Source organism: Paraburkholderia sp. RL17-381-BIF-C (assembly GCF_046026435.1).
Classification (GTDB): domain Bacteria; phylum Pseudomonadota; class Gammaproteobacteria; order Burkholderiales; family Burkholderiaceae; genus Paraburkholderia.
Map to the genome: position 1 here is coordinate 1 of NZ_JARESX010000090.1, position 25,819 is coordinate 25,819.

Genomic DNA, 25,819 nt, shown 5'->3' on the forward strand with positions numbered 1-25,819 from the left:
GTAAGCATGAACTGTTGTTCCCGGGTGTTCGCGGACATTCGCAAACCTCACCAGCCCCTTTTAGGATAAGGGGCTTTAGTTCGCCAGTGTTCGTGACTGTTCGTTGATATTCTGGCGATGCGGGGGCATCATAGGGGGCACGCTTGACCATGCCCGATGCCAACAAGGAATCATGCCCCCACATCGACCAGATGCCCCTGACAATACACGGGCAGCCCAAGCCAGCGGCACCCCATCACCGCAGAGCTTTAACAAGCCGCGAGTTAGTGATGCCGCACTGCGCGCACTGAAGCCCGCCGATAAGCCGTACAAGTATTCGGTCGGCGAAGGGCTTTATTTGGAAGTGTCTCCACGCGGCTCGAAGCTTTGGCGCTGGAAATATCGCCTTGGCGGCAAGGAAAACCGCTACGCCATTGGCAGCTACCCGCAAACCTCCATGAAAGAGGCCCGGGAACAGGTTGACGCGGCCCGCAAGCTGGTCAAGCAAGGCCAACACCCGGCTCAACAGCGAAAGATTGAGCGCCTAAAGATCATCGATGGGCACGCCAGTACCTTCAAAGCCTTGGCCAACGAATGGTTGTCGCTCAAGGATTGGGAGGAAGTGACCAAGTCGCGCAGACTCGACATGCTGACGCGGGTCGTATTTCCCTCAATCGGCGACCTCCCGGTCCGGGCGACTACGCCGAGCATGATCCTCGACATTCTAAAAAAAGCGCACAGCAACAACGGCCCGTCTGTCATGGCCGAAGCCAAGCGGACGATGTTCGGGATTTTCGAGCTTGCTGCGGAAACCTCCCGAGTTGACGCCAACCCCGTGCATCAATGGCGGGAAGCGCTGCCCAAGAACAAGACCCAGCACAAACGGGCATTGGAGGTCACGGAAATCGGCCAACTACTGAAGGACGTGGACGGACATGGCGGCAACCTTCAGACGCAAAGCGCCTTCAGGCTAATGTGGTTTACGCTTGCCCGCCCTTCCGAAGTCATCGAAGCTGAATGGGCGGAGTTCGATCTTGATGCCGCCACGTGGCGCATTCCGGCAGAAAGGATGAAAAAGCGCCGCGAGCATGTGATTCCATTGCCGACGCAGGCCGTTGACCTCCTGAAGACGATGAAGGTGCTGACTGGCAAGCGGCAGCATGTGTTCCCGCACCGCGACGACAGGACCAAACCGATGGTTACTGCTGCATTTCGGCAGATGCTGCACGTCCTCGGATGGTCGGGAAAATTCAGCCCGCACGCAGCCAGAACTACCGGCAGCACACGACTCAACGAACTTGGTTTCTCATCGGACTGGATCGAACGTCAGCTTGCCCACGCCGAGCCCAATTCCGTTCGTCGCACGTACAACCACGCGGACTATATGAAGGACCGGGCGGGAATGATGCAGCAGTGGGCCGACCTTCTCGATCAGTACCAGTTCAGCGCAGAGAACGGCATACCTGGTAAGCACGAGAGCGGCGCTTGAAAAACTCGGGACACGTCAGCAATCGAACAAGCATTCGCCGTAGGCCAACAGTGGAAATCGTCGAGTCGCTTTGGGCACCCCATCCTAGGCTAGCCCCCTTTTTTGATGTAATGTGACATGCATCACGTCACATCGCAACCAGCACAGCCATGAGCATTGGAACTAGCGGCCGAATCGTCATTGAAGTTGAGCCTGACCTTAAAAGGCAGCTTTACTCCATCTTGGCGCGTGACGGCATGACTCTGAAGGACTGGTTCCTACGAGAGGCGCAAAGCTATTTGGAAAACCAAAATCAGCTCCAGCTTGAGTTATCAGCAAAAGAAGCGAGCATGGCGAAACCCGTTACTAGGTAACTAAAAAAAATGGTTGAAGTACAAGTAATTGATTTGTTCAGTGGTTGCGGCGGGATGTCATGCGGCTTCTCTCTGGCAACCACCCGAAATGTCTCCTATCGGCTACTGGGCGGCCTCGACATCGACCAGCATGCCAATGCGACGTATGCTCGAATGCTGAGCAGGCCGGCACTGAATATGAGTGCCCGAGACCTTTTGAAGCCCTCTGCTCTGAAAAATGCGCTTGCAGAGTGGAGCTACGACGCATCATTGCCGCTCGTCCTCATTGGATGCGCACCGTGCCAAGGTTTTAGCTCTCATCGCAAAAAGGATCCAAGGGTCGACGAGCGAAATGATTTGATCGAGGTTTTCGCAAAAGTCGCGGTCAAATTGCTTCCAGACGTTGTCATCATGGAAAACGTCCCAGAACTTTTGCACGCCAAACATTGGGCGCACTTCAGTGCGTTCAAGAAGACGCTCGAAAAAGCCGGATATACGGTTCGCGCAAAACTTCATAACGCTGCGGAATATGGAGTTCCACAAGAACGGTACCGGGCTTTGGTTATCGCGTCGCGAGATGGGTCGCGGACGCACATGCCAACGTCTATACACAGCGTAGAAAACTATCGAACGGTCAGGGACGCGATAGGCAGGCTCCCGCCATTGAGCGCTGGCCAATCCGACCTGGCTGACCCAATGCACCTAACCTCGAAACACCGCCCTGATACGATAGCGTTGCTTCGCGCAATCCCTCCAGATGGGGGCAGTCGGTCGGCCTTGCCGCCTGATATGGTGAGGGACTGTCACAAATCGGTCGATGGATTCCGCGATGTGTACGGGCGCCTTTGGTGGGACCGTCCTTCGGTTTCGATAACTGCTCGCTGTCGCACGCCCTCTTGCGGGAGATTTACCCATCCTGAACAGCACCGAGGTTTATCGGTCAGAGAAGCAGCACTACTCCAAAGTTTCCCTGCCGATTGGCATTTCGAGGGGCCGTTTGACGACAAGTACAAGCAAATAGGCAACGCAGTACCTCCTCTTTTTGCGAAAGCTGTTGCCGAAGCTATCGATCGAAATTGGGTCAACTCCGAAAGTCCAGCAGACCACGTCGTGCAGGGCGACGTAACTGCGCCCATAGGAAGATCTATATCTTCGTCAATCGCTGCATGGAAAAAGCGCGCTAGAAGCGAATCTAAGTTGACTGAGGCAACGCAATGAAAAAATATAAAGTGGCTGATCTCTTCTGCGGAGCTGGTGGTCTATCGCTAGGATTTCATAACGCAGGGTTCGATGTCGTATTTGCAACGGACAACGACGCCGAATCCTTGGAAACGTACTCGAGGAACCTTGGACACCATGCGCACGCAATGGATCTGAGCAAAGGCAGCCCGAAAGCAATTGCTTCACGAATCAAGAAGATGGTCGGCGATGTTGACATTCTCGTCGGGGGCCCGCCTTGCCAGGGGTTTTCTATTCAAAGGAGAGGTTCCGCAGACGACCCACGGAATCACCTTCTCCTCCGACACGTGCAAATCGGCCTCGCATTGAATGCGAAGGTGATTCTCATCGAAAACGTGCCAACAATACTCGGCGCTCGCGGAGAAATACAACTATCCGAAGCTCTGGACTCCTTGTCAGCAGCATCCTACAGCGTCACTGCAAAGATTTTGCACGCGGCAGATTATCGAGTGCCCCAGCTTCGCAGAAGAGCCTTCGTGGTTGCGTTCCGCAAAGACTACGAACCATCCTTTGCCTTTCGCTCCGCCGATCTTGATAGTGAAAGCTATGTGACCGTTCGGCAGGCGCTCACTGGTTTGCCTACTCCGCCCGAGGACTTCTCCCCTCATCCGGAGATAGCCAATCATCAGATAAGGAAAATCTCGGCGGTCAACATTGAACGACTTTCCCACGTCCCCGAGGGCGGAGGGAGGCTTGACATTCCCGAGGAGCTGCGGCTGCCCTGCCATCGAAAAGATAACGGCCACCGACATCTCGATGTCTACGGTCGGATGTCTTGGGAGAAACCGGCTCCCACAATCACCGCGATGTTCGATAACTTCACTCGTGGTCGATTCGGCCATCCGACTGAGAATCGGAATATTACGAACAGGGAGGGTGCGCGACTTCAAACGTTTCCAGACTCATACGTTTTCTACGGAAATCAAAAGTCAGTCGCAAGGCAGATAGGCAATGCAGTCCCTCCCAAACTTTCCGAGGCTGTCGCGCGGTCAATCTTAGACCATCTCACTAATGGAATCCGTGGCCGAAAGAATGTCTCGAAGCATGTTGAACTCGGAGTCAAATGCGTCGAGGGTCAAATAGCAAGCGAAGAGCTTTCGTCCGTCGCCTAACGTCCCGACAAGGTGCATTTCGGTTTCGGATCGTTGAGCGACATATGCCAGGAGTCCAACCTGGCATTTCAAACGCGAAAGATACGCCGTCATTTGATATACATCGGCGGCGGACGGACTAGTTGCTATCGAATATTTTGCGTCTACGATAGCGTGCTGGAAAGAACCTCGATAGCTAACGATATCGGGGTCGATTTCAGGTCCACCGTCTTCGAATAGCGTGATGGCGGCTCGCCGGAGCGGATGTAGCAGCACACGGTCGTCCACACTGCCACTATGCTGCATAAGCAGCATTTGAATCGCGTTCTCCCAGAGCTTTTCTAGATCCACGAACTCCGCAATGCCCGAGCCAACGCGTTGAGAATGACGGTAATAGCGGTCGCCGTCTAGAATTTGCAAGCAAAATCGGAGCAACGCGTCAAGACTTGGACGCCCTTCCAACTCAGCCATCATCTTGAATGCGCTCCTTGCCTCATCTTCTGAAACGGGCACCGAGATGTCCGCGATGAGGCTAATCAAACGCACTACTCTGGAACGAACCTCGGGAGGTGCATTCTCTAAGAGAACCAAGCGCCTTCTAACCGTGTCAAGCGCAGGCGCGAAGCAATTGAAATGATCTCTGACTTGAATGTTTGCAACAAGTTGGTGATTGATACCCCGCGCCGCCAATCGGGTCAACGTCTCACGAAACAAGACCCGCCCGCGCGGCGCCGATGAAATGTCGGTCTTGCGGGCATACGACCACGGCAACCCTTCACTATGCAAATTCGTGAGCAGAAGCTCGAACGACTTCCATAGGCTAACACTATCCGAGAAAACCCCAACTTTGCTCGGATCATCGACGTCGATGCTCTTTCGCCAATGGTTGAGACGTTGCAAAAGCCCCGCCGACAGCACCGGAGCCTTGGGAAGAACTTCAAGCAATAGACGCGGCGAATCAAAAACTCCAACAAGGGTCTTTGGTTCCAAGAGTACGTAGGCATCGGACCGAGTGACTTTTAGCACACCGAGCCGTGCGAGTGCCGTCGCATCGTCAGCGCAGCCCGCACTCATCCAATCCGCAGGGGAAACTACCTGCGGTTCTCCACGCTCTCTCAGACTAATGCGGAGCTTCGTTTGCATGGGAAGTCCTTGACCGCCTCACTATAAATTTCATCCACTTCGCCAAAGGCATTTTCGAGCAATCTTAAGCACGTTCCCTCCCATACCTCCGAGACGCTTCCATCATCAACCACTTGGGCAAAAACGCCGTGACCGAAGGGCAACTGTGTGAACCATCGTGAGTACCAATCCGAAAGAACTGAGAGTGTCGCCGGCGAGACTTTATCCTCCAGCATGGATTTCAATGCCAAATCGGATGGTGGTACATCCACGTAGTGCAACCGACGTCGAACCGCTGCATCCAGTTGCGTAGCAGATCGATCACGAGGATTCATTGTTGCAATGATTACCAGATTGGCTGGAATAGACGTTTCCTCCTGCGATATCGCATACCTGAAACGTCTCCCACGGTGCTCGATATAAGTAAGCAACTCTCCGAGCACCGCGTGTGTGTTAGCGCGTGTAAATTCCTCAACTACCAGCACATATCGGCGATTTTGAGGATCGGACGCAGCCCGCCTGCAGATCATCCGCAAAGTCTTGTCAACAAGCCTGAATCCAGACCCATCGGGTCTCGGCACAAAACCTTCGACAAAATCCTCGTAACCTGTACTTTCGTGAAACTGAACTTCGGCTACCCTGTAGGGATCTCCATCCGTTATTTCCTCAGCAATTAGCCTGGCTAATCTGGACTTCCCCGTCCCTGGAAGTCCAGAAAGACAGACAATCTTCGAACCACCGAACTTGTTCGTTGCGTCAACAGCTCGACCGAGGAGAGCAATATCTGCCGGGTCACTTAGTGGCTTTGTCTTTTTCGAAATTGGCGCCGATAGCCAACGTACGAAACTTGCTCTATCCAAGCGCGCATCGCTCGGGATAACGACAGGCTCCTGCAAAGCTTCATCAACTAGAGCAATTCGATCGGCGCGTAGTGTCCAAAGTCCGGTCTCTTCGCTATCTTCCGCGAGGAGCCCCCCGAAACTCGCCCGGCTAAGCCATGGAGTAACACGTCTTCGGGTCTGATTGCCGTCGTCAACCGCCACCGCGGTGCCTAGCCAGGGCGTCGGATCCTTAAAGTATTCTGCGCCCCCTGCTGTTCTGGCGTCGCGAATACGATCTATAACGCCGTCGACTTCCCCTTGGTAATAAACCAGCATCAAGCCACGATTGAGTTCCTGCCAATGTAAGCAATTATCCAGTTTGCGCGCAGCTTGCCAAATCGCTCGAAACGGCAGGAGGTCGCTATCAGCGGGATACGCCCCGTCGTTGCCCTCAAGCGGGTTTAACAACGGATATCGCCCCAAGACGGTAATCGCCCATTGCGACAAATGCTCGTTTGCGCCCGCGATTCTATTGGCCAAATCATCGAAAAGATCGCGAACCGCCCGTCCGAACGGGGAGACCTGCAGAATCGCATCTTTATTCACTGTCAAAAGACCTGCCCGCTCGAAAAGCGGCTTCCAAGTCCTCAAGCGAGACGCCTTAACTTCATCCGTTGGTGCACGCCCCCTGACCGGCCGACCATGAAAGCGCGATATCGAGGTGGCGAGCTTCTTTCGAATGGCTTCGTAGTCGTCGACAGACTCTTTAAAGAACTCACCATCACTCTGCAAAAAAGCCCATAGATAGGGATGCATCGTGCTGTCTGGAAGCAAGAATTCCTGTTCCGGAATGATTTCGTGATTGGCAGTGCTCCAAGGCATTATATTTTTCTCAGCTGGAAAATTAACAGTTATGTTGCATCATGAAAGTCCGCTCCGCCTAGGACGTGATTTCGTGCCACTCTAACAGGCACAATGCCTTGTGGCGCGCGGGCCATGGTATCAGGCCGGGTTCGGCGCAGGCGGTAAGCTCGCATTGTTCTAGCCTCGGGCTCTCCATTGCCATTCAGATCCCAGACTTGGCCTTTGTTGAAAGCGCCCGTCGTCTCATCAGTCAATGGTGAACACACACGAACTCCACTATATCCCTGCACAATCAACTTGCAGAGAGATGTGACATGGAGCAGCAAGAAGCAAGGCACACAGCTAACGGCGTATTTTCAGTCAACGATTTTTGCGTATGGGCCGGCATCGGCCGTACGGCAGTTTATGCAGAGATGAAGGCTGGCCGGTTGTCAGCCAGAAAATTCGGGCGGCGCACAATCATTCCACAGCTCGAAGCCGAACGTTGGCTGGAGTCACTTCCCATGCAGCGCAACTCATAACCGCCGCCGCACTCGCCGTACCTGCAAGACGTAGCGGCAGCTCCGCTACATCTTGCGCAGTCGGCTTTCGGTTGGCCGGGTCGTCGTCCCTGGCTCAACCGGAACCCAGACCGGGCAAAGCCAAGTTAATCCACCGAACGCGGCCGCAAGCATCAACAACCCCGCAGCCCCAGCATCTCGGGCACCTAAGTCCACGCCCGCATACCAACCATCCGCCAATACGAAACCGAACACTGCCACGGTCCAGAGTATGCGATTGACTCGCAGCGGCAATCGAGAGATTCGCTGACCGGTAGCTACCTTCCGATAAAGGAATAGCCAAACAGACGCACTAAGCGCACCTGAGACCCAGAACGCTTGGTCGCCTCCTCGTGTAAGGTAATCGGCACCACCATACCAACCCACAAACATCATCGCCGCAAACGCGATCAAAGAGACTATCCAGTTTTTCATGTTTCGCACCCTTACGATCCGCGTCCCAAAACCACAGAATGGCCACCCGATGAGGCTACTCTAGCTCACAAAGCCCAAGTGTGTCGCAATCGCACGCACCATCAAGATGCGACAAAAAATCGGTGGATTTCACTGTATGCAGCATATGACTTGCGGCTACATAACTGTACTCACTTTGTGTTGACTGAGGCCGCGCTGACGCGATCACCGTACGCCGAACACGCCCCTCTTCGCCGCTGCCTCCGGCGGCAATCGCAGGACGACCACCCTCTGCCCCGAAACTCCTCTGCATACGACGCGGCAATTCCATCCTAGCGGGCGAGAAGCCTTGCAGCTAGAGGACCGCAACTTCGCCAGTCCTCAGGTGAACGGCGTCGGCCTAGACATTCTTGGCGACACGGCCAGCGTAGGGGTCTGCCTGGCTCAGAATATCGTTTCCTAGGCAGCCGCCCTCTCCTCGCCAGCGGTCAAGCCATTGATCTATATAAAGAAAATTTCAATCAAACGCCTTCGATCTGTACTTCGGCCAGTTTATTGACGACCTACGTCTGAAAGGGCGGCCACCATGTGCATCTGGATGCAGACGCCGCACAGCCCTAGCGGACGCGCTCGGTGAAGCGCGTTTTCCCGAGCGCACGCAGCTTCAGGATGAGCCGGTTGTAGAAGTAGACGGCCGACGACAGTGCCCTCTCAAGATCGGGATAGCGCGTCACGTCACGCCGGTTGAAAGTAAGCGTCAAACCGAGGCCATCTTGACGATCAGAACGTGACCTCGGAGAGCCGCTGATTTGCGAGCACGATATCAAAGGCGCGCGTTTCCGCACAGCCGGTTGCCTCGTCGTCCGGCGAACGCTCGTCTCAGGCGTCTATCACTTTGAACGCATCCCACAGTGCGTCTGCAACGGCAGGCGCGCGAACCATGATTCCAATCTGCCGTTTGTCGCGTGTCGTCGAAAGAAAGTTGTAGCTCGATACGACAGCTACGTCGTCATAGACCAAGACCCGAGCATGCGTCCCTTCTCCAAGACGGAGCGCGCCGTTGACACCTTGGATCAATTCTTCGAACCGACTTTGATCTTCCTGAGTCCAGCTATCTGCCTTGGGATTCCTGCCCGTGACCAGAGCAAACTCGAATTTAGGCACCGGGTTCCTCTTGGCCAGCCAATCCAGTTTTCCACCGCCACTGCCGGGAATCCCCGTGGCGCTACGATTCAACTTGTGACTAGTCACGAGGAGTCGCTCGGCCGCGTTCACAAGTCCTTCTCGAAGGATTTCGGCATGACTTTCGTCGTAGAGCACGCGGACGGTCAAGACTGCGACGTCAGCGCCCGTCGGGGGCGGTGGGGGCGTCTGTGCAAGGGTAAGCCCGATGTTGCGCCATCGAAGGGCTATACCGTCCAACAGTTGGCCGCGAGCGTCGAGCCACCCAGATAACGTCGTACAGATGTTGCCGATCAGCCTAGGGTCGTTCAGTCGAATGCCGACCTCTGACCCAGTGCGTTCGGCCGCCTGTCCATCCAGACCATAAAGCCAGTTGTAGCTCCCGACGATGGCTTGGTAGGTGCCGCCCGGACTATCCCAGACCAAGATCTTGGCGTCCGAATTGAGTGGCTCCTCATTGACGGCCAAGTTGTCGCCCTTGCCGTTGGACAACGACTTGCGTACCTCCTGCAACCACTTCTTAGCTGCTTTCGCATGGGGCTCCCCAGTCCCATCCAGAGAAGGAAGTCCCCAAAGCACATCTACGCGCACGCCGCGGTCAATCGCTGCTTTGATGGGCTCCTTCAGTTTGGTCAGGACTGTTTCCGAGACATGCGCTGACAGAATGAGCAAGCGGCTGTAGGCCTGTTCGATGGCTTGAGCTAATGCGTTTTCATGATCTGAGGCCGTAAGCAGTAGCTCACATGCGTCAGCGCCGACCTCGGTCCAAAGTGGGTCATCTTGTTCGCTCTCTCGGTCGAGGTCGGGCAATGCATAGCTGATGCCCGTGCGCACTTCGGCCTCGGCCTGAATTAGCTGCTTGAGGTGACTCCACTGACTCGGCAGACCCGAAATAGAGCTTTTGTCGACTGTCACTTTGAAGCTGATGCCGTCGCGTACGGGGACAACGGATTCTACTGAATGAAGATGCTCACGGTCCTTCTTAAGCTTCTGAATGAGAAATTGCTCGATCTCCCCATGCGGAATGCTGCCTTGAACATCCGCAGATCGCATGTCGGCCTTCTCGCGGTCGTAACGGATTATCTGGCCAGGGGCTATACGCCCCGTTAGATCCTCACGCAGGAAAGTCATTTCGTCGGCGTCGTCCACTCGCTCTCCGAAGGATGTCATACCATCGGCCAAGCTTCGCTCTCCAAATTCAGTGAGCCGGAACCCGCTCCCGCTAGTGTCAAGCGCAAGCAAAGCCATATCCATCAGGTCCACCAAGCATTCGACTAACAACCTTTCTGGAAGTTGAAAAATCGGCTTTAATCTATCGACGGAACTCGCACCTGCGGTGATTGCCTGCATCACCATGCGGTCCAGTTCCGTAATGGGGCGCCGGATCCCCGCGCGGTATTTGACCCGGATCTCCGTAACGGGAACTCGTATTTCAATGCGCGTCATTGCAGTGTCTCCACGGAGATTTTCGATGCTCGACCATCCTTGAACATGGCATCGAGTTCTTCGAGCGTCTTCTTAAAGGGCCCGAAGTCGGGGTCGTTATAGTTGCCCTGTGCATCGGTTGCGGAGGAAACCGCAGCCACACAGGCAGAAATGTATTCCCAGCATCCCACGATAACCAGAAGGCGCCTGGACCTCGAAAGCATCACGTTCAAGCGATCCGGTTGGGTAATGAATTTGATGTCCGTCGCCGCCGGCAAACCTTGGGCCTGAAGCTTGTTCCGAACGAGGCTAACCACAATGATGTCCGCCTCGTTGCCCTGGAAAGAATCGACCGAGTACGCCTTATACTTGCCTGGATCAAGTTCCTGTGCGCTGCCGAACTGGCAACCCGCCGGCGCCATGATGTCGCTGCGATTGATTTCAAGCTTCTGCATGTTGTAGGGAGTGAGAATCGCAATGGTGTAAGGCGTTGGAGCAGAAGCATCCGCCACCTTCGTCATTTGCAAAAGGCGAGAAATCGCTCGCCGCTCGCTGGTGTTAGCGTAGCCTTTTTTTCTGGCCTCCTTGTTCTCTTCAACCCAGGGAATATCGAGCCAGACAAGCGATTTTTCGGCCAGCCAATCTGGTGCAACGAAGGGATTGCGATGCTCGGCGTTGGGGCGCCCCTCGGCATCGGCCGTCGCATTACCAACATCTCCTTTGTAAAAGACGGTGGAATTCAGGTCGCCGACGACTGGAGGCATGCGGTATTGGCTTGTCAGCAGACCCGCCGAGGCACCAATGGATTCAACTTGGGTGACATCATTAAGCTTGCGGCGATCCTCAAAGACCTTCGCGAAACTGGCGAGCCAGCCGCGCGCAAAATTCGCAAAAGAGTTCACCCAGTTCGGATCAGCATCAAATTTTGCCTTTAGCCATTCGATATCGATGAGGCGAGCATTGCCAGGCCGGTTTCCCAACTGCTCGAGGGTGTCGATCACGCCGTCGCCAATTGCGTCGCTTCCCGCCAGTCGATTGAAGCAATCGGAAAACTCCTCGTACAGGAACGGCCGCAGTTGCTTGTGATCGCCGAGCAGTAGCCAGCGATGGCCCGCCTGGAGCGGCAAGGCAAGATCGAAGCCGTGGGTTTTTCCCGCCTCCTCGATGATGGACCAATCAAACGAGTGGGCCCCCTTCGCTAGCTCCTCGAGGTCGCCGGAACTGGTCGTGCAATACGTGATACTTGCCCCACGTTGAACCAGTTCCAACAGAGAATATCGAAATGCCTGAAGGTTTTCGGGCCACTCATCGCCTTCACTGCATGATGCCTCGAGCAACCGGAGCCACTTGTCACGGTACTCTTCGTAAGGGTCACTGACCGTCTGCTGCGTCCGATTGCGGATCGCACTGATGGCCGTACGCATCAACTTATCAACAAGTTCCCGCGCGTGGTTATTTCCGTCGCGCCGATTCAATCGGATCGCTAGCGGGTGCTCTTCTTCCGGCGCATCCTTGTACGCCTGTCGTATAACCTTATTGAGCAGTACGTCCACTGCGGCATGATCCTTGGCCGTGACGAGAATTTGGGCCATTGGGTCGTCCTCGAGTATTTGCCGCAATAGATGCGCGACCAGGGTGCTCTTGCCAGTCCCCGGTGGACCTTGCAACGCGTACATCGGACGCATCCGGAGCGTGTCTCTGACGATGGCGAGCTTGTTCCCGTCAATGATTTCCCCTTCCTCGATCCGCGGCCAGGGCAGTTCGCTTGCTCCAGCGTCGATCGGAGTGAAGCCAGGCGATGCAAGCGTGCGCAGCAGGTATGCATGGGAAGCGAGGCGGTCAATGGATTCTTTGCGCCGCTCAATCAGCCTGATCTGGCCATAGTGGCCACGCGTGCGCAAGTACCCTTCCGAGGAGGGCGGTGCTATCGCGGGCGAGTTCTGCCTGAATAACGTGACAAGTTCCTGGTCCTGATCGATGTCGGCAATGGTCCATTGCTCCTTGTCCACTTCGAAACGCTCACCGAGCAGGCTAGCGCCGGCTCGTGAAACGAACAATGAATCTGAGTCGGTCAACAATACTTTTTCGCAGTCCGGTTTCGCCGAATCCCACTCCTGCTGAAGGAAGTCGGTCATCTTTCTGTCCGCCTTGAAGTACTGCCTCGACGGGCGATCTTCGTCAACCGGTGCGATGATGATCGTGGTGCTGCCGCCTTGGTCCTCCTGGCTGACGATCTTGTATTTGAACAATTCCGCATCGCGAAGCAGGATCTCGAACTGATTTGACGCATGGAGAAATTGCCGCAGATTTTCCGAATCCTGCTCTAGGCCGTGGTTTGCATCACCCTTCGGGGAAAACGCGTTCCACATGGCATAGCCCGAACCTGGTTCGACTCTTCGGCCTACCTCTCGCCGATCGAATTCGACCTCGATATGGACATTCTCAAAGCCCTGAGCAGGCGTCGACTCGAACAAACGCGTCGTAGTATTCAGATACGATTTCGCCGCCTTCCAGGATGGCTCGGTGCTGTCGCCGTAGTTCATCCATCTTTCGCCCATGACAAACAGATCACAGCACTTCAGTTCGAACCTGCGCCCATCGATGCTCCAGCTCAGAGCGGCGTTGCGCAATTGATCGGCGAGAAAATCCTTGAGGCGCACTTTGTGGCTGGCCGAAACGGGATCGAACGCCTCGAAAGGGTCATCGGGATTGACCGTAAAACCAGCCCTCTGAGCCGCGTCAACCACCTGCGGGTTCTTGTGATCGAGATAGAGCAATACGCGACGACCGTCATTCTTCGCCTTGTGACCAAAGTCCAAGGCTTCGATGATCCTCTCAATGCTCTCCAGAATGCCCGCCGCGCGTTGCAAGCGATCGATCCGATCAGGTGCCGTGATGGCCTTGACGAAGTCTCTTTCCAACGGCTCCAGGTTGCAGGGGTTCTCCCGTGAAATGGCTGCGGACAGTGCAGTTGCGAGCGCATCGGGGGGTTGATTGCTGAGGTGCTCAACTTTATGGAAGCACCTAGCGACCGTGGTACCGAAGCCGTACCAGTCGGAAGCAAAGGAATACCCCACCTGTTTCAGCTCCGGAGGAGTGGCCCACGGGCTACGCTCAGAGGTATTGGCGACGTGCCCTATACGTGCGCTCCAATCGAAACCGCTCAGGCGCAGTGACTCGGGGCCTTCGCCCCGACGCCCCCAGATAGCTTCCGGGGTAACATTGCGGTGTATCAGGTCCTGGTTATGGAGCGATTGCAGCCCTTTGGCCACTTGCATGAGGGCGTGCCACAGCTCCCTTCGAATGTAACGCTCGCGCAAAGCCTTGAAGGACAGCCAATCCACCCGCTCACGATCTTTAAGGATCTGCGCGAAGGTGATGTGCTGCCATCCTTCGTAGACGAGGACCATCGCGCGCTTGGTAGAGTCGATTCCGGCATCCTTCATGACAACAAGTTGTCCGCTCGCGCCAGCGCTGCTGCTCAGGCGATACATCACCCGCAGGTCGTTGTCCCACATGCGGCGAACCTCGGACGGCGGCTTGTCGCCAACGTAGGGCGTAATTTTGAGCGTGTGGAACTCGCCCTCGCGATCCATAGCCTCCCAGAGCTCGGCCGACTGAACTCCCGGCATGTCGATCCGCCGTGTCAGTGAATATCGCGCGTTGAGCACGGTATCGTTCTCATTCATTTTAAGATTTCCCTGTTATCGGAATACCCGGCACGGACTGCGCTCGCCGGGCGGATTCACATTTGCGTCACTTTTTCTCGACTTCCGAAATCACAATGGCGAGAACAGCGGCGGCGATCTTCAGCCATAGCATGGTACGCACCTCAATCGAACAAGCTGCGGATGAGCGCGATGCCGCCGGCGACCAATGCTACCGGCACAATAGCTGGGGCGGCGACGGTGGCCGCGGTCGCCAGACCAACAGCCTCCAAGCCGATGGCCATGCCGCTGGCCGTAAGGTAGCCAAGGCCGGCGCCGGAGCCCGCGGCGATGGCTGAGCGTCGCGCCGAGACTTCATCGGTTCCGGTAATGGTACGCGAGAGCTTTTCGCCGGCCAGGCCAGCTGGAAGGGCTTTGTCAATCATGGTTGATCCTCTCATCACAGTCGCCGGCGCAGGATTGCGACCGGTGAATCGCACTATAGGAGTCAGCGCATTGCTGTTAGCGGAGAACTACCGGAGCCCCGTCACTCGGTAGGCGAAGCTGGTGACATCCGTCGAAGCCCCTCGATCAAGCTAGGCGTGTTCCCTTTGGTGCTCCACAGTCGGCGCAGACCAAGAGCCCTCACCTCCGCGCCAAGTTGTTCGCGCAGCGTTCTTTCCCAATCGCCCTGAGGGTCGTCGCCTTTCTCGAGTTCCCGTATGATTGCGACGGCATTCCCGTTGACGTCCCTTTCATAGATGTCTCCTCGCAGGCAGCCCCAAGGCGTGGTGATGTCAAGTCTTGCCAGGCGGAACCTTCCTCCGGCCTTTTTGCTGCCAACGATCCGATAGCGGAAGATGTCCGAAGGAAAGAATAAGGTGTCGGGCGAGATACTCAGTGACAGATAACAGTCTTCGCGAATCTCCACTAGGCCAGGTAGAATAGGTTGGATCTTCGCGTGAAGGCTGCGAGCAAGCCGGATAACGCTACGACCTTCTATCCACCGATTTCCGAGCAAGCGGACGTCAATGTCCGGATCCATCTGAATTTGATAGCCGCGTGCGTGCCAGCCCAGTAGCATGAGCAGTTGCCACTCATTTGCTTCCAACGCCATGGCAGGACGTGTGGCCTTTTCCTTCCCTGGCTTACCGAGCTGGAATGCAGCCATAGAAGTCGGCGGCAAATCCAGCATCATGGATTCGCCTATAAACGTCAGTCGACTTGCGCTCGAGTCTGGCACTTCTAACAAGCGCTTTGCAAAATCGTTTCCCCAAGCCTGATGCAAGACATCCACATAAGCGGAGGCACCGTCCGTCCGCTGCGGGGCGGCGATTTCGGCTAGAGTAAACCATTCAAGTATATTTTGACTTTTAGAAATCTTGGCGAGTAAATGGGTTTCGCCCGCATAAGTGAGTTTGACCTGGTATAGATGGAACTTGTAACTGCTGTAGGCGTGCCGGTTACTTGCACCATTGACCGCCCGGAAAGGCGGGAGAGGATGGCCGCACGCCTCATAGGTGTAATGCACACCCGGGACTAAACCGGTTTCCTCCTTAAGTTCACGCTCTAAAGTCGCTTTGATATATTTCGCAACGATTCTAGAATCAGGACTGAAGATCTCTTTTAGAATGTCTGGCTGTGATTGAATAGTGGCTGGCAGATCATCCAGATTGAAGCGCCCCCCAGGGAGTCCATAGGATTTTTCACCCGGGCGCACCTTATCTTCCCGACGGTGCATAAGGAACCTGTCGTCGATACGAATCCACGCCCAAGCAACATGCACGACGCGGATCGGCTCGGCCTGCGGATTGAGCTGCACCCGGCCTGTCTCGATTCTGTGAAGGAGTGTACGTTGTTCTTCCTTGTCTCCCCGAGGTGCATCTGGCCCCCAGTAGCCCACCGGCAACAACGATTGGCCAGGCGTAGCCAATGTTGTAAGCAATGAGCGCCCGAGCAAAGCGGCGGGGAAAGATACGAAAGCCCATTTGCCGTTAAGCAAGTCTATCGGGTCGAGAAGAGACAGAGCCTCGAATTGACGTCGTAGCGTATAAATTATTGCCTTCGACGTATCTTCTGGGATACCTTGCCCTGATAGGGTCGCCACTAGCTCACCTTCGGACAGAACTTCGCGCCGCCCACCTTCTTCCGCATGCTGCGGCAACATCGAAAGCGAAATCTTAAGTGCCACGTCAGCTGTGTTCGAGCTTTCGTCGCACTCTCGCGAGACATGGTTTTTTAACCGAGACGCCATCAGCTTAAAGATCCTATCGGAAAGGGTTTCAATTTATCAGACGAACACCTAACCGGCTACGGAACGCCTAGGCGGTTGAAATTGAGATGTGCAACATGCTGATCGCGGTAGGCCTTCATCTGCTGCCAGTAGGCGCGCCACGCCTCTTGCTCCATCCCGAGATGCGCAAAGAGGCCAGTTCGGAACTCCGCTTCATCCTCAAAGATGCTCTTCCAATGCACCTTCTGGTGTTCATCATCATCGGAGCCGAACAGCTTGCACCACTCAAGCACGGCCATGTCCAGCAGATTACCGTGCAGCACGCTGCCAGAAATTCAGCGCAGGATCGGGTTCGGCTGCGGCGAGCGCGCGTTTCAGCGCCACGCATCGGGTCAGGTTGACCACGACCTGAAGTGCGCCCGACAGCTGCTCTTGGGTTGCCATGGATGCCTCCGCGAACGCTAAATGTGCTCTAGTGTGGTATTTCCCGTTCCAGCCTAGCCCGTCGGCGTTCGGCATGGTCCGTTGGATTCAGGCCAAGAGAAGAGGCTGATCAATATCCGTACACCTCCTGCCGACGCTTGAAAGCCTTTTGGCTACCTTCGAGAATCGTGCAGACGATGTCCTTGGTCTGGCTGGTATCAATCGACCCACGATCCCTGATCACTGACACTTCGCTAGCGCCGCGCAACGGGATGATCAGCTCAGCGTCGCCCAGCACGGCAATGTTGGGATTGTGGGTGACGATTATGACCTGCCGCTGCTCTTTGATGCTGCGGAGCGACCGCACGACCGTCTTGTAAATGAACTCGCCGTCGAGGTTGTCCTCCGGTTGATCGATGATCAGCGGCACACGGCTTTTCGAGAACAGCAGCACCGACAGAAGGATGGCCTGCTGTTGGCCGAGCGAGAGCTTGGCGAAGTCGCGGACCTGATGAGACTTGGTGCCATCGGGTTTGTCGATGGTCCGCGTCACCTTGATCTCGGGCCTGTCTTCAAGCGCGATACGCTCTAGAGCGCACCGCGCCTCCCACTCCCCGAGCTTACCGATTATGTCTGCCGCATCAGCCTTGGAAAATACGCGGTTGCCGTCTGCGTCGCTCAACTGTTCGAGCGCCGAGGCATCCTTTGCAACCACTGCGGCCAGGAGCCGAGCCGGCGCAAGCGTGGCTGCAATGAGCGCAGCACGCGGAACCTGTGAGGTTCGCCAGTTCATGGTGATCTTGATCAACTCTTCCATGTCTGGGGAAAGCAGGCCTTCAAAGAACTGGATCTTCACCTTGTAGTCAACTACGGCGGCAGCGAGATTGCTGTTCATCGTCGTCGCAAACGCCTGACGGGCGTTGAATATCTTCGCGCGTAGATCAACACGCTCCTGAAGCAGGCGCCTGCGCTCCTTGAAGGCCTCCTGCTGTTTCGGCTGACTCTTCTTTAACTCGGTCAGTCGCACTTGCAGGTCGGCGGCATCCTTCGTAACCTTGCGGATGAACGCCATATCCAGCTTGATGTTCTGCTTCTCCAGATCCCGTCGAATCTCCTCGATCTTTTCCTGTGTCTCCTTCTCGCGCGCGATCCAGACCTGAAGCTGCGCCGCAATCTTGTCATTCGCTCCGACGACCTTCTGCTTGAGCTGACCGGAGAGCGTTTCGATCTCAGTCGCGAGCCCGTCGACGAGCGCTTTGACAACCTCAAATTCCGCCTTGCCAACGGCGAGACCGTTGCCATCAATGTCGGCCGTCAACTTGCGCAGCTCGCCGCCAGTCAAGCTGTTGGTGAGTGAGGTGAGAAGCTCATCCAGGTTGCGCGTCAGGCCGTCGCGAAATCGACGCTCTCTGGCCAACTTCTCCTCGAGTTCGACGACCTGGCTGGCGTTCTGCTTCTTCAGGGCTGCGACCTGGGTATCGGCAATGCCCTTCGCCTTCTCCGTAGGCGCGATCTGGTTGATGTTGAGCTGTAGTGTCTCGATCACTCCCTGGTTGGCGAGGATCGCATCGCGCAGCGCTTCATCTTGCTCGCGCAATTCGCCGAAGTCGATGAAGCCATCCAAGAACCGCAGAAGGATCGACGGGTCATCATCGCAATGCTGAATTGTGTCAGCCGTTTCCCCTTGCCCGTAGCTTTCAATGGCGACAGCCGTGGGGCCTTCGGGATCGCCGTTCACGACTTCGCAGAGCTTGCTGCGGGTCAGTGTATGGCGCTCCCCCACCTCGTCTTCATAGATCAGAGAGATGGCATCTGGCCAGACTTCGGAATCGATGATGGTGCTTTCCGCGGCGTTGCCGGATGCGGCGCGAACGGACTCCAGGAGCGTTGACTTCCCGGCGCCGCGCCCGCCGATGATGCAGGTCAGGTTCGGACTGAAGTGGACGATCTGGTCCTTTAGGAAGCCCCCCTCCAGCTTCATTCCTATGAACTTCGGTATGGACGCAGGGATAAGGTCTTCTAGGCGTACACGCGCGGCCGCATCCATGAGTGCGATCCGTAGCGATGCGAACGTCAGGGCCTCCATCTTGAGGCGGGTCAGCTTTCTGTTACCGCTGGCGTTACGACCCAGGGCGTTGAGGGTATGAGCGTCAGAGGACATCACTTTTGCGAGATCAACGCCGTCTTCGAGACCGAGAGCCTTGCATCGGGCTACAACGCAGTTCCGCCGATTTGCGTCCGCGTCGTCGTGAGAAAACCATGCGCTGTTCGAGGCATTGGCGATCTCCAAGCCCAAGAGGTTTGGGCAGTTGAAAACCTCCTGTTTGAATGCGTCGAATTTTGGATGTGCCTTCTCAAGGCCAGTGTCCAGTTCGATGTGCGCGCAAATACCAAAGCCGTCGAACTCTTCGGCGAAGCGGAGGCACTGAGGAATGGTGTTGTGGCAAGCCTTGCGGTCGTCCGAGATTGTCAGCTTTCCGAAGAAGCGCTGAAGCTGGTCGCCCGTCTCAAAGTAAACGAGCAGATGCCCTTGGGATGTTGACAATTCCACGCCGGGGATGACGAGCAACCGCTTGCCGTCAGCGTATTTCACCGCCTGACGGACGTTGGCGATTTGGTTGTGATCGGTAATCGCGATGAGATCGAGTCCCTCCGCTATCGCCGTATCGACGATGCCCTCGGGAGTCATCGTCGCGTCCTTCACATCGTGCGAGCCGCCCTCGCCGAATGAGTGAACGTGCAGATCTGCGCGACGGAACTGCGCCCCGTTGGATTCGTTCTGAATTTCTTGTAGCAGGGACACGTTGTCTTTCTCCTCTGGAAAGGACTTTCGATCATCGGCACACATCCGCTTTATGCCACTGTCGCTAATGTCTCTGGCTCATAGACTTGTACGCTACGAGCGGCATTACGAAAGGACAATGCCACGGATTAAATCACAGACTTTCGTTAGTAATACGTCGGCGCTCATCAGATTGACTCCTCAACCCAGATTGGTGGATGGCAAGCAACGCACTCGTTGCCTGCAACCTCGGCAGTTCGGGCAGATGTCTGTCGCGGCGTTTGGGCAAGAAGGGCAAATATTCGCAAGCCTGAAAATTATGCACTTTGGATTGCAAATGCCTGTTTGATCGGACGGCAAACGCTTTATAAAAGCTCAGGACAGTTGCTTTCACCACGACCACCGCATCCGTCAACGCCCGTCCGTCTTCCGCCCTGCCCACACCATAGACCCTCCGCCCACTCTTGCGACGCATTGGCATTCGCTCAGCCGTCCGTGAGGACCGAGTGAATCCGGTCATCCGGAGAATGCGTTACGAGGGTCGCAATCGCGTCGACTTGCCGCCCCATGATCAGCCGAATCACAACCGCCCTTTCTGCGCCTCTGCACAGAACACCGAGTTGGATTGTTTGGGGCGATCCGGTTTCGATGCCCGCCGAGCGCGATCGGCAACCCGAAAAGAGGCAACCTTAACAGGGCAGCATTCACGGTCAATGAAAGTACGTCGCCAAAAGGCCGGGTTCCGATCCCTCTTGGAGCGGGGGATAGCCGACAAACGCCGCCTGTACGCCGGCAAAAATGCGTACTTAGGCAACGCCCATCGACCGCAACTTAGACAAGCCTTTGATTCATATGAGAAAAATTCAATCTGAGGGTCTGCCATCTGTACTTTGCCCGATTTATCCGGCTTCGAGCCTAGAGCCTAAAAAGTTCCTTCACTCTCCGACTGATCGCTTCCTGCTCGCTCCGGTAGTCAGCAACCCATTTATCCATCCGTTCCTGTTCCAGTTTCCGCTCCGCCCTCTCGCGACGACGCGCCGACTTCTGCTCCTTACGAACCTTCGCGTTCAAATGAGCGTTGTCCCGCTCCCACTGAGCGAGTTCATTGACCTGCCGCTCGACGTCGATCAATCTGCGCGCAACGGTGTCAGTCACGTCCGCCTCCTGTTGACGCAAATACCCAAGATATTCCATCCCGGCGTACAGGCGGCGTTTGTCGGCTATCCCCCGCTCCAAGAGGGATCGGAACCCGGCCTTCTGGCGACGCTCCTTCCCAAGGTTGTTGGATACACCGCAGTTCTTCGGGCAAAGAATGTCACCAGGACTTTTGAGCGTCTCGGGGATCAGTTCCGCAACTCGTACGAAAGGGGACGTGCCGACGACAGACGGTACCTCTGCCTTCGTACTTATTCCCTTCGCCAAATATCGCAGGCCCCGCCACTGCCGCCCAATCGGGTCGCTAGGGGGCGCTTTGATCTTAAACGTCCCTTTGTGCAGTGGCCCGGCGACACGCGACACATCAGCTAGGCGAGCAGCCACATATTCCCGAAAAGCTGGAAGCAATGCATCGGGAATTGCCGTCAAAATATGCGTGTGGAATCCGTGCGTTCGCCCTACTTCGTGAACGTACAACCACACAAACGGACGATCGTCGGGTACTTTGTGCTGATACCAGTCTTGGAGGTGCTTGAAGAACTCATAGCGCATTGCATCCGCAGCCGCCGAATGATCCTCTATGCCGAGCAACCCCCAAGTGATACTCAAACGTACGTTCAAGACGATCCCATTAGAGTTCGCGAACGCTACCGCGCTATAAAGGTTAGCGAATTGCGAAGCCGTAAGATACCGCCCCGGCCCGTCGACTTCAGGGTCGTAGCGCTTCGGGAAGAGATAGGGACTCGGCTCCCGCCTCGGGTGCTCCCGCTCAGCAATGCGATCAACTTCAGCTTTGTTTGCACCGAAGATGCTTTGCAAAATTCGGGAGTCTGTGCCACCCCCAGCTCCTGCCGCGAAGACATCCTGCCACCCTGCCGAATATCCCGATTCTCGTAGATGCCGAGCGCGATCGTTCCGCTCCCACGAAATGGAGTCGAGCATCGCATCGCCGCATTCCGAAGCATGTTTGTTGTTAATTGAATTCAATTGGGTGCCTCTATGGTTGGTCGGCCCAATGAATCCATGCGCGTGAGGCACGCGAACCCGCTGGGCCGAAGGTGTCACCTTCAATGCGGTGGTCAACCGAAAGGCCAGCTTGCAGGCCGCTCGGATTCCCGCCGCGTAGATGCCCGAGGTGAACCGGCGCGCCTACATACACATATAACGCTGAGCCCCCCAAAAGATGCAGCAATCCGCAAAAAACGTCTCACTCCGCCGCTATATCGGCCCGATTATTTCAACAACCATACAATTTAACTAGATTTCCCCATCGGCACGCTTACACCAGCCCATCTCGCATGTGCTGACGAATCGATGCGGCAAGTGCGTACTTTGGCGCGCTCGCTGCCGAACTCCTGATCAGGCCGTGCATCTGGTTAGTCGCGACGTAGATAATGTGCCCCACGATCCCTAACTCGAACGCATCAAGCGACAGCGGCCAGAAGAGTAACGTCTTCGTCTGTAAAGACAGCCCAGCGTCGAATCCGGTCCACCGGCCAATTCCGGTTATTCACGCTAGCCGTTTATTTAGCATTGTCGCGAAAGCACTCCAATGGCAGCATAGCGTCCGTTCGAAACCACGATGGGAATCAAATGTCTTCCGCCACTACGAAGCCCGAAGAAAAGCTAATCTGGGACGAATGGAAACGCGTCACGCGTTTCCTTGAAAGCTCACGAATTGCGTTTGATCGAGAAGCTCTGCTCTGGTCGTCGCTTGAGGTAAAGGAAAAAAAGGAACTGTCATTGGTTACGACTGAAGGCCACAGCACATACTCAGTCGCGCTTCAAGACCATTTAAAGGCGCTTCGTAGCCACGACGTTCTTTTTTCATTGGTTCTCGGTTCAACGTATGCACTTGCGGAATCGTATGGCCGACTGAAGCTTGGCCTCCACGATGACCAAGACCTCACCGGCGGCATCGAATCGTGGGGGAAGAAGCTTCTCGACGCTACCGGCCATGATTGGTCGAACGTCTTGGGCGGATTGGCGGGGATCGTCGAAGTATCGGCTGTACGCAATGCCTTCGCCCATGGCGCCCGAAGCGTAAATCAAAAGATGCTTAACCGCTTTGTCGCACACTCTCTTCCATGTCCGTGGTCGTTGGGCCAGGAACTGTCGCTTACGTACGAAGGCGTGGAGACTTATCGTGCCCGTATCAAGAGTTTCATGCGCTTCGGCAGCAACAAGAAACGATCCCTAACTCCACAGTCAACTAAATCTGCACGAAAAATCCGCTCAAAAGGATCAGCTTGAGCAATTTTGGGGGGACCAAACACTGGCAGTCGTGCGACTGCCAGCGATGTACGCTGCCGCCGGCGTCACTTCACCATGCCCAAGGAAACAAATCTGCGAGCAAGATCAAATGCCGGTGGTGATGATGGTCGCTTGGGGTCCTCGACATAACCACGATCTGCAGTTTTTTCCACGCATTGAGGAATAACAAGCACCATCCGTTGCGATTGCGGATCACGGCCAACATACTGCAAATCCGGCGCAGGTTGCCCATAGACCGCCAGACGTTCGGGGCGATGGGGGACAGTCTTCGAGTACGGCGTCATCAAAGACAGGTAGTTGAGGACATTCCCCCAGCAATCTGGGAACTCGTTGAAATGGTATGGAGTCGCCCCGGCTCGAACGACCTTCCGCGTCTCGATGTCATAGATGCTCACGCCAAGAACAATCGGATACACGGTTTGCTGGTTCGCGGAATTGTATTGGGCGTCAAAATCCTTCGCAGCCCCTGACTCCTGCGAATCAAGGTAAGTGAGAGGTTTGGGTTTGGACATCACTCGATCCCCCGAAGCGGCAGCCCTCGTATCGCCACCTTGGACCAAAGGGAGATCGCCTTGACCGACCGGCGTTTCCGCGAGCTTAATGGCACTAGCAAAGTCAGGAGTTGGAACAGGAGTCTTGGGTTGCATGCGCGTGTCCACACATTGCAACGTAACCAATTCCGGCCCAAGTGCCGGCGAGTTGTCCGTGTATTGGTCGGTCGCCAGCGCGTGGATGAAGGTTTGTCCACTCCTACGGACATCTTCCTGCGCCTGCCATGCCGAATAATTCCGCAGGTTCGCCTGACACTCCTCGAACGAGTGAAAATAGACTGATGCCAAATTCGAGCGATACATCTGCTGCGACGACAGCAAGAAGTGACGTTCCGTTACGACCACCCGCGCCCAATCCGGTGGATTCGCGCGGAAGTAACGTTGCTCAAATGTAGAGGCGTCCAGTGTCGGCGAAGAGGTGTCCTTCCCGCATGCGGTCAAGCTAGCAGCGGCAGCCACGCCAACGCATAGAAATTTTGCCAAGAGTTGCCAACGGTTAGCCGGGTTCAAGTGCAGCTCGCAAGTAGATATAATTTGTTGACCTTAAATCCAACAAGTTACATCCTTCCCGATCCAAGGAGGCAAGTCAACCATACACGTTGTTCATTGAGGCAACATATATGGTTGAGAAGGCTGATGCTCGACATGAGTTCGGGAAACGGCTCGGGCAGCGAATTGCGGACCAAAGGAAAGCGCTCGGCTGGACACAAGATCAGTTGGCGGAACAACTCAGCGTTGACGCTGAGACCATCTCCCGGTTTGAGCGAGGCGTAGCCATACCCGCCCTGCTGACGCTCGATAAGCTCGCAGGCATCCTGAACACGACCGCTTCCGTGCTGTTGGCAGATGCCTCTGTTGGCCCGTCCGCCCCGGCTATGCGAATTTCGGCGTGGCTGGAAAGCCTATCGTCGGAAAACAGCGACTTTGTAGTCGCCCAAGTCAAAACTCTATGCGACTACCTTCGCCAGCAACAACGCAAGGTCTCCAGTAGTAGCAAAGCGCGGAGTCTGTCACGCAAAACGTGATCGCGGCGGTATCTGCCTAAATCTCCTTGCGAGGCCCGTTCGCGGCCCCGCTTTCCCTAGGAGATCCCATGCAACATAACCGCCCTCCTCTCGTACCTATCAGCATCCTGAAGGCCCATAAGGTTTATGAACCGAGCGACAGCCGATTCATGGCTGCGGCCCGTCTATTGCAAGCGCTCTGGCGCGAGGAAAAGGGACTATCCATCGGCACCCACCGCAACGCCAAAGGCAAACGGTACAGATTGGGCAGTCGCCTCGATACCAAAAGCGCCGAAGCCGGCGGAAATTTTCTGTCTCCCGACATCGCACAGCTCGCTTTACGCGAGTCCGTATATTGCGAGATCGGCGCAATCATCGAACAAGAGCGCCTTTGGAAGAATCTGTTATCCAGCCAACCGCTTTGCTTTAACCTGTTCGGCGGGATGAAGCTAGATATCGAAAAGGGTAATCGCTTCTTTCGTAGCCTTTTCGCCGACTATGTGGAGTCCATCGATGGGATCTACTTCGAGCACTCACCGGGTCGAGGCAAGCCCGCCTTTACGAACGACTACACCGCATTCGATGTCTTTGTCCCTTGCACAACCATTCATGGAGGCAATGGGTTTATCGCAATCGAGGTGAAGTACACCGAAACGATGGCTGAGCCTCTACTGACGCTACGCAAACGCTACGCTCAGCTTTCTAGGGCCTCAGGGATCTATAAAGATCCAGAAGCGCTGGCGCTTCGGGCAAGCCCATTGCAGCAATTGTGGAGGGAGCATTTGCTCTGCCACAGCATGATCGAGAACGGAGCCTACAGTTCGGGCCGGTATGTCTTGACGCATCCTAGGCGGAATGTTCACTGCACCGGCGCGGTGAACGCCTACCAAAGGCAGTTGGTGTCCCAGGGCCCGGAGACCATCAAATTTCAACCTGTGACCTTGGAGGACTGCGTCGAAACATTGCGCACAATTGGCGATGAAGGAACTGCCTCTGCGTTCCATCACCGCTACCTCGACTTCGAGCGTGTCGAGCGGACGATTTTTCGACAGAGGATCGCCTCAGACGATGGCCCCCCTGGTTAGAATACGTCCGTTCAGCGCCCCTGCAATGTTCGCCAATGTTCGCTACCATTCGCTCCGAGTGGGGGCATATTAGGGGGCATTGCGTAGGGTCGCCACCCCCTTCCTTCAGAAGCTACAAGGCCTTCCGAGGAAGTTTTACCGTTTAACGTGTAAGTTTGAGTTTGAAAC

At 55.6% G+C, this 25,819-nt stretch carries 20 protein-coding genes; 8 read left to right on the top strand and 12 right to left on the bottom strand.

Translation table 11 applies throughout. The features are described from left to right. The first annotated feature begins 172 nt into the window (after positions 1-172). The 4 genes from P0D70_RS32275 (at position 173) to P0D70_RS32290 (ending at position 4,151) form a co-directional block, all read left to right on the top strand. A complete protein-coding gene (locus P0D70_RS32275; protein ID WP_408187467.1) occupies positions 173-1,468 on the top strand; it encodes a tyrosine-type recombinase/integrase in 1,296 nt (431 codons plus the stop codon). 149 nt (positions 1,469-1,617) lie between these two features. Next, positions 1,618-1,821, top strand: a complete 204-nt coding sequence (locus tag P0D70_RS32280; protein WP_408187468.1) for a hypothetical protein — start codon at positions 1,618-1,620, stop codon at positions 1,819-1,821. Between the two features lie 54 nt (positions 1,822-1,875). Then, positions 1,876-3,018 (top strand): DNA cytosine methyltransferase, encoded by a 1,143-nt coding sequence (locus P0D70_RS32285; protein WP_408187486.1) that lies wholly within the window; start codon positions 1,876-1,878, stop codon positions 3,016-3,018. Further along, the gene (locus P0D70_RS32290) at positions 3,015-4,151 is read left to right on the top strand and encodes a DNA cytosine methyltransferase (RefSeq protein ID WP_408187469.1); all 1,137 of its coding nucleotides are present in this window, start codon (positions 3,015-3,017) and stop codon (positions 4,149-4,151) included. Before P0D70_RS32285 ends, P0D70_RS32290 begins: the two co-directional genes overlap by 4 nt. On the opposite strand, the gene P0D70_RS32295 is transcribed toward P0D70_RS32290, so the two are convergent. Both P0D70_RS32295 and P0D70_RS32300 read right to left on the bottom strand, forming a co-directional pair. After that, positions 4,035-5,273, bottom strand: a complete 1,239-nt coding sequence (locus tag P0D70_RS32295; RefSeq protein ID WP_408187470.1) for a 5-methylcytosine restriction system specificity protein McrC — start codon at positions 5,271-5,273, stop codon at positions 4,035-4,037. The genes P0D70_RS32290 and P0D70_RS32295 overlap by 117 nt on opposite strands. Continuing rightward, complete coding sequence (locus tag P0D70_RS32300) at positions 5,246-6,955, bottom strand: McrB family protein (protein WP_408187471.1); 1,710 nt, start codon at positions 6,953-6,955, stop codon at positions 5,246-5,248. The genes P0D70_RS32295 and P0D70_RS32300 overlap by 28 nt, the downstream gene beginning before the upstream one ends. 296 nt (positions 6,956-7,251) lie before the next feature. Between P0D70_RS32300 and P0D70_RS32305 the strand changes: the two genes are divergently transcribed. Further along, positions 7,252-7,458 carry a helix-turn-helix domain-containing protein gene (locus tag P0D70_RS32305; RefSeq protein WP_408187472.1) on the top strand — a complete coding sequence of 69 codons (207 nt, stop codon included), beginning with the start codon at positions 7,252-7,254 and terminating at the stop codon, positions 7,456-7,458. 1,049 nt (positions 7,459-8,507) lie between these two features. Here P0D70_RS32305 and P0D70_RS32310 read toward each other — a convergent pair. The 9 genes from P0D70_RS32310 to P0D70_RS32350 all read right to left on the bottom strand — a co-directional run bounded on the left by P0D70_RS32310 (position 8,508) and on the right by P0D70_RS32350 (position 21,724). Continuing rightward, positions 8,508-8,651: a hypothetical protein gene (locus P0D70_RS32310; protein ID WP_408187473.1), complete on the bottom strand. Its 144-nt coding sequence runs from the start codon at positions 8,649-8,651 to the stop codon at positions 8,508-8,510. Between the two features lie 118 nt (positions 8,652-8,769). Then, entirely contained in the window at positions 8,770-10,518 is a 1,749-nt protein-coding gene (locus tag P0D70_RS32315) for a hypothetical protein (RefSeq protein WP_408187474.1), read from the bottom strand. Then, a complete protein-coding gene (locus P0D70_RS32320; RefSeq protein WP_408187475.1) occupies positions 10,515-14,186 on the bottom strand; it encodes an AAA domain-containing protein in 3,672 nt (1,223 codons plus the stop codon). Before P0D70_RS32320 ends, P0D70_RS32315 begins: the two co-directional genes overlap by 4 nt. Positions 14,187-14,329: 143 nt before the next feature. Further along, entirely contained in the window at positions 14,330-14,590 is a 261-nt protein-coding gene (locus tag P0D70_RS32325) for a hypothetical protein (protein ID WP_408187476.1), read from the bottom strand. 101 nt (positions 14,591-14,691) lie between these two features. Continuing rightward, the gene (locus P0D70_RS32330) at positions 14,692-16,335 is read right to left on the bottom strand and encodes a hypothetical protein (RefSeq protein ID WP_408187477.1); all 1,644 of its coding nucleotides are present in this window, start codon (positions 16,333-16,335) and stop codon (positions 14,692-14,694) included. A 119-nt stretch (positions 16,336-16,454) separates the two neighbouring features. Further along, positions 16,455-16,700, bottom strand: coding sequence for a hypothetical protein (locus tag P0D70_RS32335; protein ID WP_408187478.1), 246 nt, complete (start codon positions 16,698-16,700; stop codon positions 16,455-16,457). After that, positions 16,687-16,821 (bottom strand): hypothetical protein, encoded by a 135-nt coding sequence (locus tag P0D70_RS32340; RefSeq protein ID WP_408187479.1) that lies wholly within the window; start codon positions 16,819-16,821, stop codon positions 16,687-16,689. The genes P0D70_RS32335 and P0D70_RS32340 overlap by 14 nt, the downstream gene beginning before the upstream one ends. 109 nt (positions 16,822-16,930) lie before the next feature. Further along, positions 16,931-19,603: a TrlF family AAA-like ATPase gene (locus tag P0D70_RS32345; protein ID WP_408187480.1), complete on the bottom strand. Its 2,673-nt coding sequence runs from the start codon at positions 19,601-19,603 to the stop codon at positions 16,931-16,933. An 894-nt stretch (positions 19,604-20,497) separates the two neighbouring features. Next, complete coding sequence (locus tag P0D70_RS32350) at positions 20,498-21,724, bottom strand: hypothetical protein (RefSeq protein ID WP_408187481.1); 1,227 nt, start codon at positions 21,722-21,724, stop codon at positions 20,498-20,500. A 606-nt stretch (positions 21,725-22,330) separates the two neighbouring features. On the opposite strand from P0D70_RS32350, the gene P0D70_RS32355 reads away from it, so the two are divergent. Continuing rightward, entirely contained in the window at positions 22,331-22,990 is a 660-nt protein-coding gene (locus tag P0D70_RS32355; RefSeq protein ID WP_408187482.1) for a hypothetical protein, read from the top strand. A 65-nt stretch (positions 22,991-23,055) separates the two neighbouring features. Here P0D70_RS32355 and P0D70_RS32360 read toward each other — a convergent pair whose 3' ends face one another. Then, a complete protein-coding gene (locus P0D70_RS32360; protein ID WP_408187483.1) occupies positions 23,056-24,072 on the bottom strand; it encodes a hypothetical protein in 1,017 nt (338 codons plus the stop codon). Between the two features lie 110 nt (positions 24,073-24,182). On the opposite strand from P0D70_RS32360, the gene P0D70_RS32365 reads away from it, so the two are divergent. Continuing rightward, a complete protein-coding gene (locus P0D70_RS32365) occupies positions 24,183-24,587 on the top strand; it encodes a helix-turn-helix domain-containing protein (RefSeq protein WP_408187484.1) in 405 nt (134 codons plus the stop codon). Between the two features lie 68 nt (positions 24,588-24,655). Further along, positions 24,656-25,651, top strand: coding sequence for a PGN_0703 family putative restriction endonuclease (locus P0D70_RS32370; RefSeq protein ID WP_408187485.1), 996 nt, complete (start codon positions 24,656-24,658; stop codon positions 25,649-25,651). Positions 25,652-25,819: the final 168 nt, after the last annotated feature.

What these genes read in the sequence shown, in the direction of transcription:
- P0D70_RS32275 (WP_408187467.1), top strand. Translation starts at nt 173, where the DNA reads ATGCCCCCACATCGACCAGATGCCCCTGACAATACACGGGCAGCCCAA.
- P0D70_RS32280 (WP_408187468.1), top strand. Translation starts at nt 1,618, where the DNA reads ATGAGCATTGGAACTAGCGGCCGAATCGTCATTGAAGTTGAGCCTGAC.
- P0D70_RS32285 (WP_408187486.1), top strand. Translation starts at nt 1,876, where the DNA reads ATGTCATGCGGCTTCTCTCTGGCAACCACCCGAAATGTCTCCTATCGG.
- P0D70_RS32290 (WP_408187469.1), top strand. Translation starts at nt 3,015, where the DNA reads ATGAAAAAATATAAAGTGGCTGATCTCTTCTGCGGAGCTGGTGGTCTA.
- P0D70_RS32295 (WP_408187470.1), bottom strand. Translation starts at nt 5,273, where the DNA reads ATGCAAACGAAGCTCCGCATTAGTCTGAGAGAGCGTGGAGAACCGCAG.
- P0D70_RS32300 (WP_408187471.1), bottom strand. Translation starts at nt 6,955, where the DNA reads ATGCCTTGGAGCACTGCCAATCACGAAATCATTCCGGAACAGGAATTC.
- P0D70_RS32305 (WP_408187472.1), top strand. Translation starts at nt 7,252, where the DNA reads ATGGAGCAGCAAGAAGCAAGGCACACAGCTAACGGCGTATTTTCAGTC.
- P0D70_RS32315 (WP_408187474.1), bottom strand. Translation starts at nt 10,518, where the DNA reads ATGACGCGCATTGAAATACGAGTTCCCGTTACGGAGATCCGGGTCAAA.
- P0D70_RS32320 (WP_408187475.1), bottom strand. Translation starts at nt 14,186, where the DNA reads ATGAATGAGAACGATACCGTGCTCAACGCGCGATATTCACTGACACGG.
- P0D70_RS32325 (WP_408187476.1), bottom strand. Translation starts at nt 14,590, where the DNA reads ATGATTGACAAAGCCCTTCCAGCTGGCCTGGCCGGCGAAAAGCTCTCG.
- P0D70_RS32340 (WP_408187479.1), bottom strand. Translation starts at nt 16,821, where the DNA reads ATGGCAACCCAAGAGCAGCTGTCGGGCGCACTTCAGGTCGTGGTCAAC.
- P0D70_RS32355 (WP_408187482.1), top strand. Translation starts at nt 22,331, where the DNA reads ATGTCTTCCGCCACTACGAAGCCCGAAGAAAAGCTAATCTGGGACGAA.
- P0D70_RS32365 (WP_408187484.1), top strand. Translation starts at nt 24,183, where the DNA reads ATGGTTGAGAAGGCTGATGCTCGACATGAGTTCGGGAAACGGCTCGGG.
- P0D70_RS32370 (WP_408187485.1), top strand. Translation starts at nt 24,656, where the DNA reads ATGCAACATAACCGCCCTCCTCTCGTACCTATCAGCATCCTGAAGGCC.